General features: G+C 74.0%; 17 protein-coding genes. 10 read left to right on the top strand and 7 right to left on the bottom strand.

Annotated elements, in window-relative coordinates:
- Window positions 1-46: 46 nt before the first annotated feature.
- The gene (locus HQQ78_RS14575; protein ID WP_054145925.1) at window positions 47-274 is read right to left on the bottom strand and encodes a heavy-metal-associated domain-containing protein; all 228 of its coding nucleotides are present in this window, start codon (window positions 272-274) and stop codon (window positions 47-49) included.
- A gap of 175 nt (window positions 275-449) precedes the next feature.
- Between HQQ78_RS14575 and HQQ78_RS14570 the strand changes: the two genes are divergently transcribed.
- Both HQQ78_RS14570 and HQQ78_RS14565 read left to right on the top strand, forming a co-directional pair.
- The gene (locus tag HQQ78_RS14570; RefSeq protein WP_159826758.1) at window positions 450-1,286 is read left to right on the top strand and encodes an alpha/beta fold hydrolase; all 837 of its coding nucleotides are present in this window, start codon (window positions 450-452) and stop codon (window positions 1,284-1,286) included.
- A gap of 216 nt (window positions 1,287-1,502) precedes the next feature.
- The gene (locus HQQ78_RS14565) at window positions 1,503-2,210 is read left to right on the top strand and encodes a hypothetical protein (protein ID WP_123570978.1); all 708 of its coding nucleotides are present in this window, start codon (window positions 1,503-1,505) and stop codon (window positions 2,208-2,210) included.
- A gap of 319 nt (window positions 2,211-2,529) precedes the next feature.
- Here HQQ78_RS14565 and HQQ78_RS14560 read toward each other — a convergent pair whose 3' ends face one another.
- Entirely contained in the window at window positions 2,530-2,910 is a 381-nt protein-coding gene (locus HQQ78_RS14560) for a hypothetical protein (protein WP_173154373.1), read from the bottom strand.
- A gap of 110 nt (window positions 2,911-3,020) precedes the next feature.
- Here HQQ78_RS14560 and HQQ78_RS14555 point away from each other — a divergent pair, with 110 nt between their 5' ends.
- The 3 genes from HQQ78_RS14555 (at window position 3,021) to HQQ78_RS14545 (ending at window position 7,620) form a co-directional block, all read left to right on the top strand.
- Window positions 3,021-5,168 carry a serine hydrolase gene (locus HQQ78_RS14555; RefSeq protein ID WP_173154370.1) on the top strand — a complete coding sequence of 716 codons (2,148 nt, stop codon included), beginning with the start codon at window positions 3,021-3,023 and terminating at the stop codon, window positions 5,166-5,168.
- A 92-nt stretch (window positions 5,169-5,260) separates the two neighbouring features.
- Window positions 5,261-6,799 (top strand): histidine kinase, encoded by a 1,539-nt coding sequence (locus HQQ78_RS16505; protein WP_371810528.1) that lies wholly within the window; start codon window positions 5,261-5,263, stop codon window positions 6,797-6,799.
- Window positions 6,796-7,620 (top strand): response regulator transcription factor, encoded by an 825-nt coding sequence (locus HQQ78_RS14545; protein WP_173154367.1) that lies wholly within the window; start codon window positions 6,796-6,798, stop codon window positions 7,618-7,620. Before HQQ78_RS16505 ends, HQQ78_RS14545 begins: the two co-directional genes overlap by 4 nt.
- Before the next feature lie 570 nt (window positions 7,621-8,190).
- On the opposite strand, the gene HQQ78_RS14540 is transcribed toward HQQ78_RS14545, so the two are convergent.
- Window positions 8,191-8,502, bottom strand: a complete 312-nt coding sequence (locus HQQ78_RS14540; RefSeq protein ID WP_123570983.1) for a hypothetical protein — start codon at window positions 8,500-8,502, stop codon at window positions 8,191-8,193.
- A 230-nt stretch (window positions 8,503-8,732) separates the two neighbouring features.
- On the opposite strand from HQQ78_RS14540, the gene HQQ78_RS14535 reads away from it, so the two are divergent.
- Together HQQ78_RS14535 and rlmC are read left to right on the top strand one after the other, a co-directional pair.
- Window positions 8,733-9,458 (top strand): sulfite exporter TauE/SafE family protein, encoded by a 726-nt coding sequence (locus tag HQQ78_RS14535; protein ID WP_173154364.1) that lies wholly within the window; start codon window positions 8,733-8,735, stop codon window positions 9,456-9,458.
- Window positions 9,459-9,525: 67 nt separating this feature from the next.
- Window positions 9,526-10,710, top strand: coding sequence for a 23S rRNA (uracil(747)-C(5))-methyltransferase RlmC (rlmC, locus tag HQQ78_RS14530; protein ID WP_173154361.1), 1,185 nt, complete (start codon window positions 9,526-9,528; stop codon window positions 10,708-10,710).
- 123 nt (window positions 10,711-10,833) lie between these two features.
- Here the strand turns inward: rlmC and HQQ78_RS14525 are convergent, their stop codons facing one another.
- The 4 genes from HQQ78_RS14525 to HQQ78_RS14510 form a co-directional block, all read right to left on the bottom strand.
- Window positions 10,834-11,655, bottom strand: a complete 822-nt coding sequence (locus HQQ78_RS14525; protein WP_173154358.1) for a hypothetical protein — start codon at window positions 11,653-11,655, stop codon at window positions 10,834-10,836.
- Between the two features lie 92 nt (window positions 11,656-11,747).
- Window positions 11,748-13,100 carry an alpha-amylase family glycosyl hydrolase gene (locus HQQ78_RS14520; protein WP_173154355.1) on the bottom strand — a complete coding sequence of 451 codons (1,353 nt, stop codon included), beginning with the start codon at window positions 13,098-13,100 and terminating at the stop codon, window positions 11,748-11,750.
- 77 nt (window positions 13,101-13,177) lie between these two features.
- A complete protein-coding gene (locus HQQ78_RS14515; protein ID WP_043595969.1) occupies window positions 13,178-13,537 on the bottom strand; it encodes a hypothetical protein in 360 nt (119 codons plus the stop codon).
- A 50-nt stretch (window positions 13,538-13,587) separates the two neighbouring features.
- Window positions 13,588-14,586, bottom strand: coding sequence for an iron-siderophore ABC transporter substrate-binding protein (locus tag HQQ78_RS14510; RefSeq protein ID WP_159828265.1), 999 nt, complete (start codon window positions 14,584-14,586; stop codon window positions 13,588-13,590).
- Window positions 14,587-14,718: 132 nt separating this feature from the next.
- Between HQQ78_RS14510 and HQQ78_RS15630 the strand changes: the two genes are divergently transcribed.
- From HQQ78_RS15630 to HQQ78_RS14500, 3 genes are read left to right on the top strand one after another with little or no spacing between them, the layout of a single operon-like run.
- Entirely contained in the window at window positions 14,719-15,780 is a 1,062-nt protein-coding gene (locus tag HQQ78_RS15630; RefSeq protein WP_216844344.1) for an iron ABC transporter permease, read from the top strand.
- Window positions 15,777-16,877 carry a FecCD family ABC transporter permease gene (locus HQQ78_RS14505; RefSeq protein WP_371740418.1) on the top strand — a complete coding sequence of 367 codons (1,101 nt, stop codon included), beginning with the start codon at window positions 15,777-15,779 and terminating at the stop codon, window positions 16,875-16,877. Before HQQ78_RS15630 ends, HQQ78_RS14505 begins: the two co-directional genes overlap by 4 nt.
- The gene (locus HQQ78_RS14500; RefSeq protein WP_056044437.1) at window positions 16,874-17,671 is read left to right on the top strand and encodes an ABC transporter ATP-binding protein; all 798 of its coding nucleotides are present in this window, start codon (window positions 16,874-16,876) and stop codon (window positions 17,669-17,671) included. Before HQQ78_RS14505 ends, HQQ78_RS14500 begins: the two co-directional genes overlap by 4 nt.
- Window positions 17,672-17,706 lie beyond the last annotated feature (35 nt).

Here is a 17,706-nt window from a genome sequence, read left to right as displayed (position 1 = left end):
CTCCCGGTGACGCCCTCGCCCGGCCGACCCGCGCCTCCGGCGGCGGTCATCGTGCGGAGAGCTGGTAGCCGGCCTCTTCGACGGCGGCGCGCAGCTGGTCGTGCTCGACGGTGGCGTCGGCCTGGACCGAGACGGTGGACGCGCCTCCGGGGTTGAGGTCGACCTCGACCGAGTCGACGCCGTCGACCTCGGAGAGCTCTTCGGTGACGCTCGCGACGCAGTGCTCGCAGGTCATGCCGTCGACCTGCAGGGTGGTGATGGTGGTGTCGGTCATGCGCTGTCCTCTCGATCGGGCCTCAGCTTATACCCCCTAGGGGTATCCCAGCCAGGCCTGCCCGCCAGTTGTCCCCCACCTCCGAGATGCCTCCGAGACGGCCCGGCCCCCAGGGAGGCCGACTACGAACGGAGGGGTACCCGCCAGGACGGCGGGAGAGAGAAGGCACCCGACCATGACCGAGATCACCGCACACCACGGCCTCTTCAAGGACACGAACCTGCACGTCGACGACACCGGCGGCACGGGTCGCACCGTCGTCCTGATCCACGGCTGGCCCCTGTCGGGTGAGTCCTGGAGCAAGCAGGTCCCCGCGTTCGTCGAGGCCGGCTACCGCGTCGTCACGTACGACCGCCGCGGCTTCGGACGCAGCGACAAGCCCAAGACGGGCTACGACTACGACCACCTGACCGAGGACCTGCACACCGTCCTCACCGAGCTCGACCTCGACGACGTCACGCTCGTCGGCTTCTCGATGGGCGGCGGCGAGGTCGCGCGCTACTTCAGCAAGTACGGCACCGAGCGCCTGCACAGCGTCGTCTTCGCCTCGGCCGTGCCCCCGTACCTGCTCAAGACCGACGACAACCCCGACGGCCCCCTCACCAAGGAGGCCGCCGCCGAGATGACGGCCGGCCTGACCAAGGACGAGGACTCGTTCTACGACGACTTCACGACCGGCTTCTTCTCGGTCGACGGCGTGCTCAAGGTGTCCGAGGCCGACCGCCAGGACGCCCTGCGCCTCGCGAAGCAGGCGGACAAGGCCGCCGCGCTCGAGGCCATGGCCTCGTTCGCGAACACCGACTTCCGTGACGACCTGACCAAGGTCACCGTGCCGACGCTGGTCATCCACGGTGACGGCGACGCGACCGTGCCGTACGAGGGCTCGGGCGCCCGGACGCACGCGGCGATCGCCGGGTCCGAGCTGCACGTGATCGCCGGCGCACCGCACGGCGCGAACGTCAGCGACGCCGACGAGTTCAACCGCGTCGTGCTCGAGTTCCTCAAGAAGTAGAGCGGAACTAGACGCGACCGCAGGAGGCGCGGCGCCGGTCCTCGAGACCGGCACCGCGCCTCCTGCGCACCGGCGTCGACCCCTCGGACACGACCACCCCTCGTTCGGGGGTGAAGGTCACGGGCGGGTAACGAAGTCACCGAGATCCAAACCTTCTCGCCCTCGGTGGCGAACCCTGTACATCCCCACCGGGACCAACTGACAAGGAGCTCCACCATGAACGCCTTCACTCGCAAGCGCATCACGAAAGCCGCCTTCGGCATCGCCGCCTCCGGCGCCCTGATCTTCTCGCTCGCCGCCTGCTCGTCCAACTCGGGCACCGCGACCGACACCTCCTCGACGTCGTCGTCCTCCTCGTCCGAGCCCTCGGCCGCGTCGACGCCCGCCGCGTCGATCGCCGACCTCAGCAACGGCGTCGACACCCAGGTCGCCGTCGACCAGTCCTTCGTCGACGCGATCACCTCGCTCGGCCTGACCCCCGGCGTCGTCGGCACCGCGACCTTCACCGACGGCACCTTCGCCTTCCCGATCACGGGCGGCAACGTCGACTACTACGGCCCCGACAGCGACGTGCGCCCCTACGTCCAGGGCGAGATCGACCACGACGGCTCCGGCCTGTCGCTGACCTCGGCCGACGGCACCGTCGTCGAACTGACCGACTTCCGCATCGACCCGGGCGAGTCGAAGCTCTACGGCACCGTGACCGCCAACGGCACCGTCGCCGCCGAGGACGCCTACCTGTTCAACCTCTGGGGTGGCACGCTGAAGCCGATCCAGATGGAGGGCTCGAACGCCGTCCTCGAGGGCACCACGGTGCACATCAGCCCCGACGCCGCGTCGCTGCTGAACCAGACCTTCAAGACCGACGCCGTCCAGGACGAGATGCTCGTCGGCGTCGCGAAGATCACCGCCGCCACGGAGTAGTACCTGTCTGGCCGGCTACCCGCCGGCCCGGCCCCAGGGCCGCACCCCGCTCCGCGAGGTGCGGCCTGGAACCCGGGTCGTCTCCGTGACGACGCACCGGCCCCGCCCTGCTCGACGGGGTCGGCGATCCCGGTGGACCCCGCCTCGTGCTCACGCACGGGGCGGGGTTTTTCCGTTTGCGCTTCCGCCTCGCGCCGCATGCCCCCCGCTCTGCACCTGCGGTCCGACCAGCCGTGAACCCGGTTTCGAACGATCCACCCCGATTCTTCTGGGTGCATCGTTCGAAACCGGGTTCTTCGCGTGTAGTCGGACCTCGCGCTCAGGGGGTGCGGCGGCGGCGACCGGCGGAAGGCTCGGGAGGCGCGGTGGGCGGCCACGGGTCGGGCTCGGCCGTGCTGCGGGCGATGAGCGCGCGGACGTCGGCGTCGTGCTGCAGCGTCCACGCCACGGCCGAGTTCAGCGACGACGCCGTGTGCAACCAGGGCCGACGCCCGCCCTCGTCGCGACAGTGGGCGTAGACGTCGAACGCGAAGCCGCCCGTGACCGGCCGCTGGCGCACGTAACCGAGCGGAGCCGCCTCGCCCTGCCGGATCAGCCACAGCCCCTGCCCGCCCGGGATCGGCGGGATCGCGCACGGGTGCTCGGCCGGCGGCTTGCGCAGTGCCGCCCGCGCGTTCTCGAACTTCGTCTGCACGCCCATGTCGGCGACCGTAGGCGCGACCACCGACGCCCGCCGTACGACGAAAGTCGTACGGCAGGTCCCGACTCCTGCACCCGGTGCCGCGGCGGCGCAGCCGCGAGCGTAGAGGCATGATCACGACACCGACCCGAGAAGCCCCTCCGTCCCGGCGGCGCCACCCGCGCCTCCTCGTCCGCACGACCCGCACGACCCGTCTCGCCGCCGCCGCGGCCGTCGTCGCCCTGGGCGTCACGCTCGCCGGGTGCGCGTCCGGGGCGACGGGCGCGACCGCCGACCCCGCGCCTCCTGCACCGCCTCAGCACCAGCCCGGCGGTCACTCGCTCACCAAGGACGACGTCGACACGTGGCTCGACGGCGCCGTCGGATCGGCGCTGCAGACGACCGGCATCCCGGGAGCCACCGTGTCGGTCGTCGCCGACGGGAAGGTGCTGACCGCCCGCGGCTACGGCATGGCCGACACGGGAACCGGCGAGACGCCCGCCGAGGCGGTCGACCCCGAGCGCACGCTGTTCCGCGTCGGCTCGGTGTCGAAGGTGGTCTCGGCCACCGCGATCATGCAGCTCGTCGAGAAGGGCGACCTCGACCTCGACGCCGACGTGCAGCAGTACCTCGACTTCGACCTCGACACCCCGAAGGGCGCCGTCACCCTGCGGCACCTGCTCACCCACACGGCCGGCTTCGAGGAGGTCATCGCGGGGCTGATCGGCACGCCCGGCAGCGAGAAGACGCTGCGCGAGGCCGTCTCGGAGGCGCCTCCCGCCCAGGTGTTCACGCCCGGCACCACCCCGGCGTACTCCAACTACGGAGCCACCCTGGCCGGGTACGTCGCCGAGCGCGTCAGCGGCGTCCCGTTCGCCGACCTGCTGCAGCAGGACGTCTTCGACCGTGCGGGCATGACCTCGTCGTCGTTCGCCCAGCCGCTGCCCGCCGACCTCGACGCCCGACTGGCGCACGGCTACCCGGACGACTCGAAGCCCGCCGTCGCCACCGAGGTCGTCAACGCGGCCCCGGCCGGTGCGATGTCGGCCACCGCGACCGACATGGCCCGCTTCATGCTCGCCCAGCTGGGCGACCTGCCGGACGACCAGGCGCTGCTGCAGCCCGACACGCTCGCCGAGATGCACCGTCCCGCCCTCGACGCCGACGACCTCGGCACGCTCGTGGCCGGCCAGCGCATGGACCTCGCGTTCTTCGACGACAGCACGCCCGGCCTGGCCGCCTTCGGCCACGACGGCGACACGCAGGTCTTCCACTCGGCGATGCGGATGTTCCCCGAGCACGACACCGGCATCTTCCTGAGCATGAACGGCAGCGGACGATCGGCCACGGCCTCGCTCGACCTGCGCACCACGGTGCTGCAGGGGTTCGCCGACCGGTACCTGCGTGACGCGGCGACCGTCGGCACGGCCGACACGGCCGACCCGGCCGACGCGGCCAGCCGAGGAGGCGCGGGCACGGTCGACGGCGACGCCTCCGACGGCCCCGTGGCCGCCGACCTGGCCGGCACGTACCTCTCGTCGCGCTCCCCCGTCACCAACCCCGGCGCCCTGCTCGCCCTGAGCGGTCAGACCACGATCGTCCCCCGCTCCGACGGCACGGTCGCCGTCACGCCGAAACCCCTCGGCATGACCACCGGCGTCTACGAGAAGGTCGGGACCGACCTGTGGCGCGAGGTCGGCGGGGACGCCCTGCTCGCGACGCGGACCACCGACACCGAGGGGGACGCGTCCGTCGAGGCGATCTCGTGGGGCGCCTCCTTCACCATGCTGCGGGCGCAGCCCTGGCAGGCCGCGTCGGCCGTGCTGCCGAGCGTGGTCCTGGCCGTCGTGGTGCTGCTCGCCTCGATGATCGCCTGGCCCTCCACCGCCCTCGCCGGCGTGGGACGCCGACGTCGGGACCTCCGGGCCGGCCTGTCGACCGGGTCGGCGACCACCACCCCGCGTCGCCGCGACCGCACCCTGTTGCTGTCGCGTCTGGGACAGGCGTCGACGCTGCTGGCCCTCGTCGGCTGGGCGGTCGTCGCGGTGCAGGCCATGTCGTTCGCCGAGGTGTCGGCCGTCACCCTGCGGGTCCTCCAGGGACTGCAGCTGCTCGGCGTCGTCGCGATCGTGCCGGCCGCCCTGGTCGCCTGGCGGGCCGTGCGCGACCGTCGCGGCTGGGCCGTGGTGACCGGACGCGTGCTCGTCCTCGCGTCGCTCGTCGTGCTCGCCGGCTTCGCCTTCGGCTTCCGCCTCATCGCCCCGAGCGTGAGCTTCTGATGACCCGCCCCCAGCGCGACACCCGGGCCGACGGTGCACAGCCGTCGTCGGCCCGGGGCCGGGAGGCCCGCGGCACCTGGCATGCTCGGACGGTGACCACGACCCCCGACACCTCGCCCGCTCCGGGCGGTCCGCGCGGCCAAGCCGGTTCGGCCGGGCAGGCCGGGCAGGCCGGGCAGGCCGGGCAGGCCGGGCAGGCCGGTTCGGTCGGGCAGGCCGGTTCGGCCGGGCCCGGGATGGCGACGGTGCGCCGCGTCCTCGACCGGCTGGGCGTGCACACGGTGCTCGGCCGCGACGTCGCCCTCGCCGCCGTCTGGGCGCTCGTCACGATCGCCTTCCTCGCCACGCTGCTGGCCGCGGGCGAGTTCTACGGCGCGAACCGCAGCATCCCGGCCGCCCAGATCGTCGCCGTGATCGTGCTGGCGCTCGTCCAGCACGTGCCCCTGGCACTCCGGCGCGTCCGCCCCGTCACGGCCCTGCTCGCGGTCGCCGTCCTGCAGGCCGCCCTGCTCACCGTGCTGCCGACCGGCCTCGCCCTGTGGACGGCCGCCCCCGTCGTCACGGCCTACACGGTCGCCACCCTGCGGCCGACCCGGGACGTCGTCGGGGCGGTGCTCGCCGCCGTGGGCATCGAGGCCGTCGGTGCCGCCGTCGGGGCGTCGGCGATCGTCAAGGACCAGCTGGGCGCCCCCGCCGGGCTCGGCGAGGTCGGCGTCGTGGTCGAGGCGCTCGCCCTCGTGGCCAGCGCCGTGCTGATCAACGGAGTGAGCGCCGCCGTCGGCTCGTGGGTGGCCCTGCGCCGCGCCCACGACCGCGACGCGCGGGCCCGCGCGGCCGAGAGCGTCGAGCACCAGGCGACGCTCACCCGGGCCGCGGTCGCCGCCGAGCGCACCCGCATGGCCCGTGAGCTGCACGACGTCGCCGCGCACCACCTCACCGGGCTCGTGGTGCAGGCCGGTGCCGCCGAACGCCTCGTCGACGGCGACCCCGAGCGCGCCAAGGAGTCCCTCCGCAGCGTCCGGGCCCAGGGCCGCGAGACCCTCGACGCGCTGCGGTCGATCGTGGGCATCCTCCGCGAGACCGGCGACGGGCCGAGCGGCACCGTGCCGGTCCCCGGTCTCGGCGACGTGGCCGACCTCGTCGACCAGGCCCGCGCCTCCGGGGCCGTCGTCGACTCGCACGTCGACGGGACGCTGCCGTCGCTGGCCCCGCTCGCCGACGTGACGGCCTACCGCACGGTGCAAGAGGCGCTCGTCAACGCCCGTCGGCACGCGCCGGGGGCGACGGTCGAGCTGCACCTGACCGCGACGGCCGGGTCCCTCGTGATCGTCGTCGAGAACGACCTGCCCGTCGTTCACGACACGTCGGGGGGCAGCGGCTTCGGGCTGGTCGGCATGCGTGAACGGGCCGACCTGGTCGGTGGGCGGCTCGACACCGGAGCGACCGCCGACGGGCGCTGGCGGGTGCGACTCGAGCTGCCGGTCGAGGCCGAGGCCTCGACCGAGGCCCCGGCGGGCGGGCCGTCGGCGACCGCTGCGGCGTCCGGGGCCGACGGCGGGGCCGCCTCGGGGCCCACCTCGGGGCTCCGGCCGGGGCCGGACACGGGGATCACCGGCGGGGGTGCCGAGTGATCCGGGTCGTGTTGGTCGACGACCAGGCGATCGTGCGCACGGGGTTCCGGGTCGTGCTCGAGACGGCAGGCGGCATCGAGGTCGTCGGCGAGGCCTCCGGGGGGCGCGAGGCGGTCGACGTCGTGCGACGCACCCGACCCGACGTCGTCGTGATGGACGTGCGCATGCCCGGCGGCGACGGCATCGAGGCGACGCGGGCGATCGTCGACGCCCGCGTCGGGTTCGACGGCGGCGGGCTCGAGGGCGGCAGGCTCGAGGGCGGCGGGCTCGATGGGGGCGGGCTCGACGGCGTCGGGTTCGACGGCGTCGGGCTCGAGGGCGGTGGCTCCGGGGGCAGCGGCCGCGGTGCCGGACCCTGGACCGCCGACGGGCAGGAGGCGCGGGTCGGCTCGGCGGGCGCCCCCGCGGTCCTCGTCGCCACGACCTTCGACCTCGACGAGTACGTGTTCGGTGCCCTCGAGGCCGGTGCGAGCGGGTTCGTGCTGAAGGACGTCGAGCCCGACGAGTTCGTCGGCGCCGTGCGGGCACTCGCATCGGGGCGGGCCGCGATCGACGGTGCCACCACGCGGCGGGTGATCGCCGAGTTCACCCGACGCCGGCGGGCATCGGCGGTCGAGCCGTCGCCCGACGTCCTGACGGAGCGCGAGCGCGAGCTCGTCCGCCTGCTCGGCGAGGGGCTGTCCAACGACGAGATCGGCGAGCGCCTGGTGGTCGAGACGAGCACGGTCAAGTCGCACCTCACCCGCATCACGACCAAGCTCGGCACCCGCGACCGGCTGCAGACGGTCGTCTGGGCCTACCGTTCGGGTCTGCTGCCCTGAGCCCGGGGCCCGCGATCCGGGTCCCCGGGTTCGGGGTTCGGGGTCGCGGGCTCGCGGCCCGGGCCTCCGTCCGCCGGCGCCCGTTCCGCACCGCCGTCTCTTCCTCACCCGGCGGCAGCCCCTGTCGCACCGCCTGCTGAACATCGCACCGCAAAGTTCGGCGGTGCGACGCTCAGTCCGCGGTGCGACTCCTGGGCCGCCGCCATTCTCGAGCCGCGGTGCGACGCTCGGGCCGCGGTGCGGGGCTCGGGCCGCGGTGCGGTGCCCGGGCCGGGCCGGGCCCATCACGCTGCGGCCGCCCCTGTCGCACCGCCTGCTGAACATCGCACCGCCCATTTCGGCGGTGCGACGCTCAGACCGCGGTGCAACTCCCCGGACGCGGCGATTCTCGAGCCGTGGTGCGACGCGCGGACCGTGGTGCGACGCTCGGTCAGCGCCCGCCACGCGGAGGCAGCCCGTGTCGCACCGCCTGGTGAACGTCGCACCGGGCAGTTCGGCGGTGCGACGTTCAGACGGCGGTGCGGTTCACGGATCGCCGGGGGGCGACGTCGTACGGGGGCAGCGGTCGGGTCAGGCGATCGGCTCGACCAGCGCGACGTGCTGCGTCGCCACCCGCACGGGCTGGCCGGCGAACGCCGCGGCCCGCGCCTCGGACTGCAGGTAGGCGGCCTCGACCTCGGCGAACCGTGCGGCGTCGCCGGGCGTGCTGACGGCCCAGACGAACTGGTTGGCGTCACGGTCCGCGTAGGCGAACTCGATCGCGAAGCCCTCGGACAGCCGAGCGGGGATCAGCGTCGAGGTGAACCACGCGACGAAGTCGTCGAGCACCCCCTCGACGAGCTCGTAGCGGCGCAACTGGACGGTCTTCGACGAGTCGGTCATGCCGCCACCCTACTGACGCCGCGCCCCAGCCCCTGCCCCTGCCCCTGCCTCAGCCCCGCCCGCGCCCCGGCCCCAGCCCCAGCCCCAGACCCAGCACCACGAGATGGCCACCGCACCACGACTAGTCCTGGCGCTGTGACCATCTCCTGGCGCCATGCCGACCCGGCACGCACGCCCGGCACAGCCCGGCGCGGCGCAGCCCGCCCCAGCACGCCGGGTAGCGTGGCGGCGTGACCCCGCTGACGCTCGCCCTCGCCGCCGCGGCCATCGTGGTCGGCGCCCTCACACAGCGCATGGCGGGCATCGGCTTCGCGCTGACCGCCGCACCCCTCCTCGTGGTGGTGCTCGGCCCCGAGGCCGGCGTCTCGGTCGGCAACGCCCTCGCCGCCGTGCTCGCGCTGGTCGTGCTGGCGAGCACCTGGCGCACGGTGCGGTGGCGGACGGCGGCCCTCCTCGTCCTGCCCGCCCTCGTGACGATCCCGATCGGCGCATGGGTCGTGCAGACCGCCCCGACCGGCCCGCTGACCATCGCGGTGGGCGCCCTGGCCCTGGTCGGGGTGCTCGTGATGGCGTTCTCGAGCCGCGCGCGCCTCCTGCCCGGCCGCGTCGGCGCCGTGGCCGCGGGCGCCCTCGGCGGCTTCATGAACGTCACGGCCGGCGTCGGCGGTCCGGCGCTGACGGTGCACGCCACGAGCGACCGCTGGCCCCGGGAGGTCTTCGTCGGCACCGGCCAGGTGTTCCTGCTGGCGATCAACCTGACCTCGGTGCTGACGAAGGGCATCCCGTCCGAGCCGGTCCCCGTCTGGGCGGGAGCCCTCGGCCTGCTGTTCGTCGGCGCCTTCGTCGGGCATCACCTCAGCAAGGTCGTCCCGGCCCGGGTCGGCCGCATCCTCGTCCTGACGCTCGCGGCCGTCGGCAGCACCCTCGCCCTCGTACGCGGCATCACCCAGCTCTGACCCGGCCGCACCCGGCCGAGGAGGCGCGGGTCGCCACCCCACGCCCCTCGCCTAGACTCGGCCCGCCATGCAGTGCGACTACTTCGACGCGGGGCTGTGCCGTTCGTGCACGCTCCTCGACCGCCCCTACCCGGTTCAGGTCGCCGAGAAGGAGGCGCGCGTCCGCGACCTCCTCGGCGAGCGCCATGCGCCCTCGGCCTGGCTGCCGGCGCTGACCGGCCCCGAGTCGGGGTTCCGCAACAAGGCGAAGATGGTCGTGGGCGGCACGATCGACGAGCCGACGCTCGGCATCCTCGACGGCCGCGGGCAGGGCGTCGACCTGCGCGGCTGCGGGCTGCACACGTCGGGCATCCAGGAGGCACTGCCGACGCTGGCGGCGTTCGTGACCCGGGCGCGCCTCCTGCCCTACGACGTCCCGCGACGCCGCGGCGAGGCGAAGTACGTGCACGTCACCGAGTCGCCCTCGGGCGAGCTGATGGTGCGCTTCGTGCTGCGCAGCGAGCAGGCCCTGCCCCGGCTGCGGTCCGAACTGCCCTGGCTGCTCGAGGCCCTGCCCCGGGTCGCGGTCGTGTCGGTCAACCTGCTGCCCGAGCACAAGGCCGTGCTCGAGGGCACCGACGAGATCGTGCTGACCGACCGCGAGACGCTCACCATGCACCTCGGCGGTGTCGACCTCGAGCTGCGCCCCCAGAGCTTCTTCCAGACGAACACGGCGATCGCGGCCGGGCTGTACGCGCAGGCCGCCGAATGGGTCGACGCGATCGACCCGGCCACGGTGTGGGACCTCTACTGCGGCGTCGGAGGCTTCGCCCTGCACGTCGCGCGCCCGGGCGCCGGCCGCACGAATCGGCACGCGCACCGCGAGGTCGTCGGCATCGAGACCAGCGAGGAGGCGGTGGCCAGCGCCCGGGGCAGCGCCCGTCGCGCAGGCCTCGAGCACGTGCGCTTCGCGGCCGACGACGCGACCCGGTTCGCGACGGGCGCGTCCGCGGGGGCGGGGCCCTCGGGTACCGGCACCGCGCCTCCGGAGCTCGTGATCGTCAACCCGCCGCGACGCGGCATCGGGGCGACGCTGGCCGGCTGGCTCGAGGGGTCGGGCGTCGAGCACGTCGTCTACTCGAGCTGCAACCCCGTCACCCTGGCGAGCGACCTCGACGCGATGCCGTCGTTCGACGTGGTCGCCGCGCGCGTGTTCGACATGTTCCCGCAGACGCCGCACCTCGAGGCGATGGCCCTGCTGCGCCGCCGCTGAGCGCTCCCCGCCTCCCGACGACGAACCCCGTTCACGAAGATGAACCCTGCTTGAACGGAATTCGTCTTCGTGAACGGGGTTCGCGGCGGACGTCCCGCCGGGCCAGGGCTCAGAGCGCAGGGCTCAGAGCACGACGGTGCTGCTGCGCCAGCCGAGCGAGTCGTCGCCCGTCTGCCACACGACGGTGAGGCCGCGGCCGGCCCCGCTCGACTCGCCGATCTCGGTCGTGAAGCGCTTGCCCGATCCGGCCGACACGGCCTCGATCGACGGCAGCTGCTGACCGTCGAGGAAGGCCCAGAGCGTGTCGGGGTAGCCGACGACGCTCGGCTCGGTCTGGTCCTGGCTCAACGGGCTGGCGAACGAGATCGACGCGGGGGCCGTGGTGTCGTACACCGCGCCTCCTGCGCTCTGGTCCTCGGCCCCGACGGCCGGGTTGTCCCACTCGTAGACCGAGTCGCCGGTCGGCGGCACGCCGGCGTCGTCGACGCGCAGGCCGTCGGCCGTCTCGCGCACGATCCAGGCGTCGGCGAGGTCGTCGGTCGTGGCGCTCACCAGCGTGAACGCGCCCTCGGGCCCCTCGGCCACGGCCAGGTCGGCGTCGACCAGGACCGAGGCCTCGTCGGGCGTCACCGTGCCGTCCACCGGCGAGTACTCGGCGAAGGTCCGCTCGGCGCCGTAGAACTGCTGCGCCTCGGGGGTCAGCAGGGCCCAGGCCGCCGCCGTGTCTCCGTCCGAGATCGCGTCGAGGTAGCGGACGACGATCGCCTGCTCGGCCGAGTCCTGTTCGGAACCGGCGGGGGTCGCGCTCGTCGCGGGGGCGCTCGGCACGCCGGTCGCCGCGGCGGTCGGGGCCGTCACGGCGGGGTCGGAGGTGCATCCGGTGGCGGCGACCAGCGCACCGACGGCGAGGGTCGAGGTCATGAGTAGCTCTCGTGTCTTAGCCATGCGTGGCACGGTAGCGACGGCCCGGCCGGGTTCGTCGCGACTCCCAGGGGATGCCCACGAGCGTCGGAGGGACCCCGGAGGCGCGGGCCGGGTCAGGCGCGCGCGACGACCGCCCAGCCGTGCGGCCCCACCGACAGGACGTCGCCGTCGAGGCCCGCGTCCCGGCCGGCCACCCACTCGCCCGGGGCCGGGTCGGCCACGCGCAGCTCGTCGTCGCCGAGGTTCAGCGCGACGACGAGCGACCGGCCCGCCCCGGCGCCCGTGACCTCGAGCACGAGCGACTCGTTCGCGACCGACACGGTGCGGCTGCGGGCGGTGTGCAGCCACGGGTGCCGGCGTCGCACGCCGATCAGCTCCTGGTGCAGGGCGAGGACCTCGGGGAGGGCGTCCGGGACGCCGGCACCCGGAGCCTCGGCAGGCGTCGAGGGGAACGCCGGACGCACCGCGTCGTCGCCGCCGACCCGCGCCTCCTTGACGGCTCGCAGGCCGAACTCGTCCCCGTAGTAGACCGAGGGCGTGCCGCCGAGGGTGAAGAGGAGGACGATCGCGTGGGCGTGGTGGCGGTCGTCGTCGATCTGGCTGGCGATGCGCGTGACGTCATGGTTGCCGACGAAGGTCAGCGGCACGAAGTCGTCGAGGAACCCGTCGTGGCGCTGCAGCGCCCACTCGAGCTCGAACAGGTTGACCTCGGCCAGGGCGTGCCAGACGCCCTGCCACAGTTCGTACTGGGTCACCGAGTCGAGGCCTCCGTCACGGACGGCCGCCGCGTAGTCGCCGTGCAGCACCTCGCCCACGACGTACACGTCGGGGTGCCGTTCGCGGAGCGGCGGCAGCACGGTCGCCCAGAACGACGACGGCACCGAGTAGGCGGCGTCGAGCCGCCAGGCGTCGGCACCACGGTCGGCCCAGTACGTCAGGACGTCCGTGACCGTGCGGGCGACCTCGGGCGACGAGTGGTCGAGGGCGATGAGCCCGCCGTGCCCCTCGAAGGTGCCCAGGCTGCCGTCGTCCTCGCGCCGGAACAGGGAGGCGGCGCTCGAGTCGGGGTCGCGACGTGCCTCGACCAGCGCGGGGAACTCGGGGCCGACGTGGTTGAAGACGCCGTCGAGCATGACCTTGACGCCCTTCGCGTGGGCGGCCTCGATCAGGGTGACGAGGTCGGTCTCGGTGCCGAGGCGCGGGTCGACCGCGAACCAATCGATGGTGTCGTAACCGTGGGTCGACGACGCGAAGACCGGCCCGAGGGCCAGGCCGTTGGCGCCGAGGGCCACCAGGTGGTCGAGCCACGGCACGAGATCGAGGAGGCGCGGTGCCGGCGAGCGGTCCGCTCCCGTCGTGTCCGCCCCGACGAACCCGAGGGGGTACACGTGCCACCACACGACGTGCTCGGTCCAGGAGGGGCCCGGCAGGGCGGTGGCCGTCGTCGGGGACTCGTGTTCGCTCATTCGCGCCACCCTAGTCACGGGCGGTCGTGAGGTGTCCCCCGCTCAGCTCGCGGGGCTCAGCTCGCGGGGCGTCGGCGTCAGCTCGCGGGGCCGAGCAGGACGGCGAGCAGGGCGGCCGCACCGCCGACGATGAACAGCATCGTGCCGGCCTGCATCGTGCGGGTCTTGTTGCGGTCGGCCGTGGGGACGTCGACCTCGAGGATCGGGCAGCCCGACCACCCGATGAGCCCGACGCTCAGGGCGACCAGCGCGGCACCGACCCAGAACAACGTCGCGAGCCCGGCCGAGAGGAGGGCGGGACGCCAGCCGGTCGCGAGCAGCAGCCCCAGGGCCACCGCCACGCTGCCGACCGCGGCGACGAACCAGATCGTGCCGGTCCACATGATGCGTTGGACGTTCTTCTCGGGGGTCATCAGGTCGTGCAGCTCGTGGGTCACCAGAACATCTTTCACCCTCTGCAGCGATTCGGCCCGCACGGGTGCAGCGACTACTCCGTGGCGCCCTCGAGCAGCGGCACCAGCTGGTCGAGCGCGTACTGGCGCGAGAGCGCCGAGCCGAGCGAGTACGCCGCGGCGACGTCGCCGTCGATGACGACGGCGTGGCCGTCCTGCACCGCCGACAGGGCCTTCCACTGCGGGTCGTCCGTGATCTCGGTCGTGTCGATGTAGATCGGGAAGGCCACGATGACGTCCGCGTCGATCTGGTCGAGTTGCTCGCTCGAGATCGACACCGAGAAGCCACCGGCGTTCGGGGACAGCGCCGAGATGGCGGGGTTCTGCTCGAAGCCGAGCTCCTCGAGCTGCTCGACCCGCTCGCTGTCCTCGACGTAGGCACCCCAGCCCTCGCTGGTCTTCGTGGCGGCGGTGATCGTCTTGCCCTTCCACTCGGGGTGGGCGTCGGCGACGGCCTCGACGGCCTTCTCGTTCTCGTCGACGAGCTGCTCACCCTTGGCCTCTTCACCGAGTGCCTTCGAGACGAGTTCCATCTGGTCCTCGAAGTCGGTCAGGTAGCTGTCGCCTCCCTCGGGCACGCCCACGGTCGGGGCGATGCTCGACAGACGGTCGTAGCGCTCCTGGTCGCCCGAGCTCTTCGTGTCGAGGATGACGTCGGGCTCGAGGGCCGCGATGGCCTCGTAGGAGGGCTCGAGGGTGCCGATGATCTCGGGGGCCTGGTCGTAGAGACCCTGTGCCCAGGGGCCGACGCCGTCGGCCTCGTCACCGAAGGCGAGCCAGTCCGAGGCCCCCACGGGCTGCACGCCCAGCGCGAGCGCCGTCTCGGCGTCGCCCCAACCGAGCGCGACGACGCGCGTCGGCTTCTGGTCGATGGTGACCTCGCCGAACTTCGTGTCGATCGAGACGGGGAACGCGCCTGATCCGCCCGAGGCTCCGCCGCCGGCGGCGTCGTCCGGGTCGGCGTCGGCCGAGCAGCCGGCCAGGGCGAGGGTGGCGACCGCGACGGCGGCGGCGATCGAGAGTGTCTTGCGCATGTGTTCCTCAGGGCTGTGACGTCGGTGCTGTGACGTGGTGTCGGGCGGAAGGTCGGGTGCGGGGGTCGGGCCTGGACGGCGACGTGCGCCACCCGGCCGGACTCCAAGTGAGGGTAGCCTAAGCTAATCATCATGGCGATGCCCCGAGCGCTCACGGTCGGCCGTGCCCCGCGACCGACGCGGGGCTCCCGGCGCACTCGCACGCGCCTCCTCGCCCTCGTGGCCGCCCTGGCCCTGTTGGCCCTCGCCGTCGTGCTGGGCCTCGCCGTCGGCGCGCGGCCGGTCGCGTTCGACGAGGTGCTGCGCATCCTCACCGGCGCCGCGAGCCGCGACACCGCCGACGCGACCGCCGTGCTCGACCTCCGCCTGCCGCGGACGGTCGCCGCGATCGTGGCCGGCGCCGGGCTCGGTGTCGCCGGGGCCGTCGTGCAGGCCGTGACGCGCAACCCGCTGGCCGACCCGGGCATCCTCGGCGTCACCTCGGGCAGCGCCTTCGCCGTCGCCCTCGCGGTCGGCTTCGCCGGGGTCACCTCGGCGAGCGGCTGGGTCTGGTTCTCGTTCGTCGGCGCGGGCGTCGCGACGGTCGCCGTCGCCCTGATCGGCGGCGCCGGACGAGGAGGCGGTGGTCCCGCCCGCCTGACCCTCGCCGGCCTCGCGCTCGGGTCGGTGCTCGCGGGGATCACCTCGTCGATCGTGCTGGCCGATCCCCGCCGCTTCGACGCCGTCCGCGCGTGGGAGGTCGGCTCGCTCGCCGACCGCGGCTGGGAGCCCGTGCTCACGGTGCTGCCCTTCGTGGCGGCCGGTGTCGTCGTCGCCCTGATCGCCTCGCGCCCGCTCGACGCCGTCGCGCTCGGCGACGAGCACGCCGCGTCGGTCGGCGTCTCGGTGCCGGCCGTGCGCGTCGTCTCGTTGGTCGTCGTCACCCTGCTGGCCGGAGGCGCGACCGCGGTGGTCGGGCCCATCGCGTTCGTGGGGCTCATGGTCGCGCACGCCGCCCGCGGCGTCGTCGGGCCCAGCCAGCCGTGGATCACCGCCCTCTCGGCCGTGCTCGGGCCGGTGCTGCTGCTGCTCGCGGACGTCCTCGGCCGCGTGGTCGCTCCCCCGGGCGAACTGGCCGCGGGCCTCGTCACGGCCGCCGTCGGCGCCCCCGTGCTCATCGCGATCGCCCGACGCCGACGGGTGGGTGGCGCGTGACCCGGGACACGGGGCCGGACACGCGCCCGACCCGGGGCAGGGGCACGTCGTCGGGTACGCGGACGACGTCGACCTCCCCGGGTGTCGGCCCGCGCCTCCTGCGCTCGTGGCGCTCGACCGGCGGGCGGCGACGCACGGCGACGCTGACGCTCGTCGTGGTGGCCGTCGTCGTCGCGATCGTCGCCCTCGGCATCGGCGACTACCCGCTCAGTCCGCCCGAGGTCGTGCGGGCGCTGTTCGGCGGCGACGGGTTCGCCTCGACCATCGTGCTGAACTGGCGGCTGCCGCGCGTCCTCGCAGCCCTCGTCTTCGGCGCCGCACTCGGCGTCTCGGGCGCCGTCTTCCAGTCCCTGACCCGCAACCCGCTGGGCTCGCCCGACGTGATCGGCTTCTCGACCGGCGCCTACACCGGGGCGATCGTCGTCATCGTGTCGGGTGCGGCCTCGACGATCGGCACGGCGGCCGGCGCCCTGATCGGCGGGCTCGTCACCGCGCTGGTCGTCTACCTGCTGGCCTACCGTCGCGGCGTGCACGGGCTGCGGCTGATCATCGTGGGCATCGGCGTCACGGCCCTGCTGCACTCGGTCAACAGCTGGTTGCTGCTGCGCGCGCAGAACGAGGTCGCCCTGACCGCGTCGTTCTGGGGGGCGGGCTCGCTCGCGCTGGTCGGCTGGAAGCAGCTCGTCCCGGCGCTGGTGCTGCTCGTCGTGCTGACCCCGCTGGTCATGGGGCTGTCGCGTCCCCTCCGGCAGCTCGAGCTCGGCGACGACGCCGCCCGGTCGCACGGCCTCGGCGCCGAGCGGTCGCGCCTGGCGCTCGTCGTCGTCGGCGTCGCACTGACCGCCGTGGTGACCGCCAGCACCGGGCCGATCGCGTTCGTGGCCCTGGCCGCGCCGCAGCTGGCCCGACGCCTGGTGCGGTCGGCCGGGGTGCCGCTCGTCGCCGGCGGTCTCGTCGGCGGGGTGCTCCTGCTCGTCGCCGACCTCGTCGCCCAGCACGTGACCGCCAACCCGGTGCCGGTCGGCCTCGTCACCCTCGTGATCGGCGGGGTCTACCTGATCACCCTGCTCGTCTCGGAATCCCGGAGGTCCGCGTGAACGCCGACGACACCCGCCCCTCCCGCCTCGTCGCCCGCGGCGCGCACCTCGCCTACGACCGGCGGACGGTGAGCGAGGCCGTCGACGCCGACGTGCGCGACGGCTCGTTCACCGTCATCGTCGGGCCGAACGCCTGCGGGAAGTCGACCCTCCTGAGGGCCTTCGCGCGCCTCCTGAAGCCCCGGTCGGGGTCGGTCCTGCTCGACGGACGCGAGCTCGCGGGCGTGCCGGCGAAGGAGGTGGCCCGCATCGTCGGCCTGCTGCCCCAGACCTCGACGGCACCCGACGGCATCACGGTCGCCGAGCTCGTCGCACGCGGCCGCTACCCGCACCAGGGTCTCTTCCGGCAGTGGACCGGCACCGACCGCGAGGCCGTCGACGCGGCCCTGGCCGAGACCGACCTCACCGAGCTGGTCGACGTGCCCGTCGACGAGCTGTCGGGCGGGCAGCGCCAGCGGGTGTGGGTCGCGATGGCGCTCGCACAGCAGACGCCGGTGCTGCTGCTCGACGAGCCGACGACCTACCTCGACATCGCCCACCAGTACGACCTGCTCGACCTGTTCGCCCGACTGCACGGGCAGGGCACGACCGTGGTCGCGGTGCTGCACGACCTCAACCAGGCCGCGCGGTACGCGACCGACCTGATCGTGATGGCCGACGGCGACGTCGTGGCGACGGGCACCCCGGCCGAAGTGCTGACCGAGCAGCTCGTCACCGACGTGTTCGACCTGCCCTGCGTCGTCGTGCCGGACCCCGTGACCGGGTCGCCGATGGTCGTGCCGCGCCGCCGCTGAGGTCGGGTGGGCACCCGGGGCGCCGGCGAGCAGGA

Origin of the sequence: Frigoribacterium sp. VKM Ac-2859 (genome assembly GCF_013204925.1) — a bacterium.
In the GTDB taxonomy this organism is placed as follows: Bacteria; Actinomycetota; Actinomycetes; order Actinomycetales; family Microbacteriaceae; genus Frigoribacterium.
The sequence above is the reverse complement of the archived record's forward strand: the minus strand, read 5'-3'. Positions and strand labels throughout refer to the sequence as shown.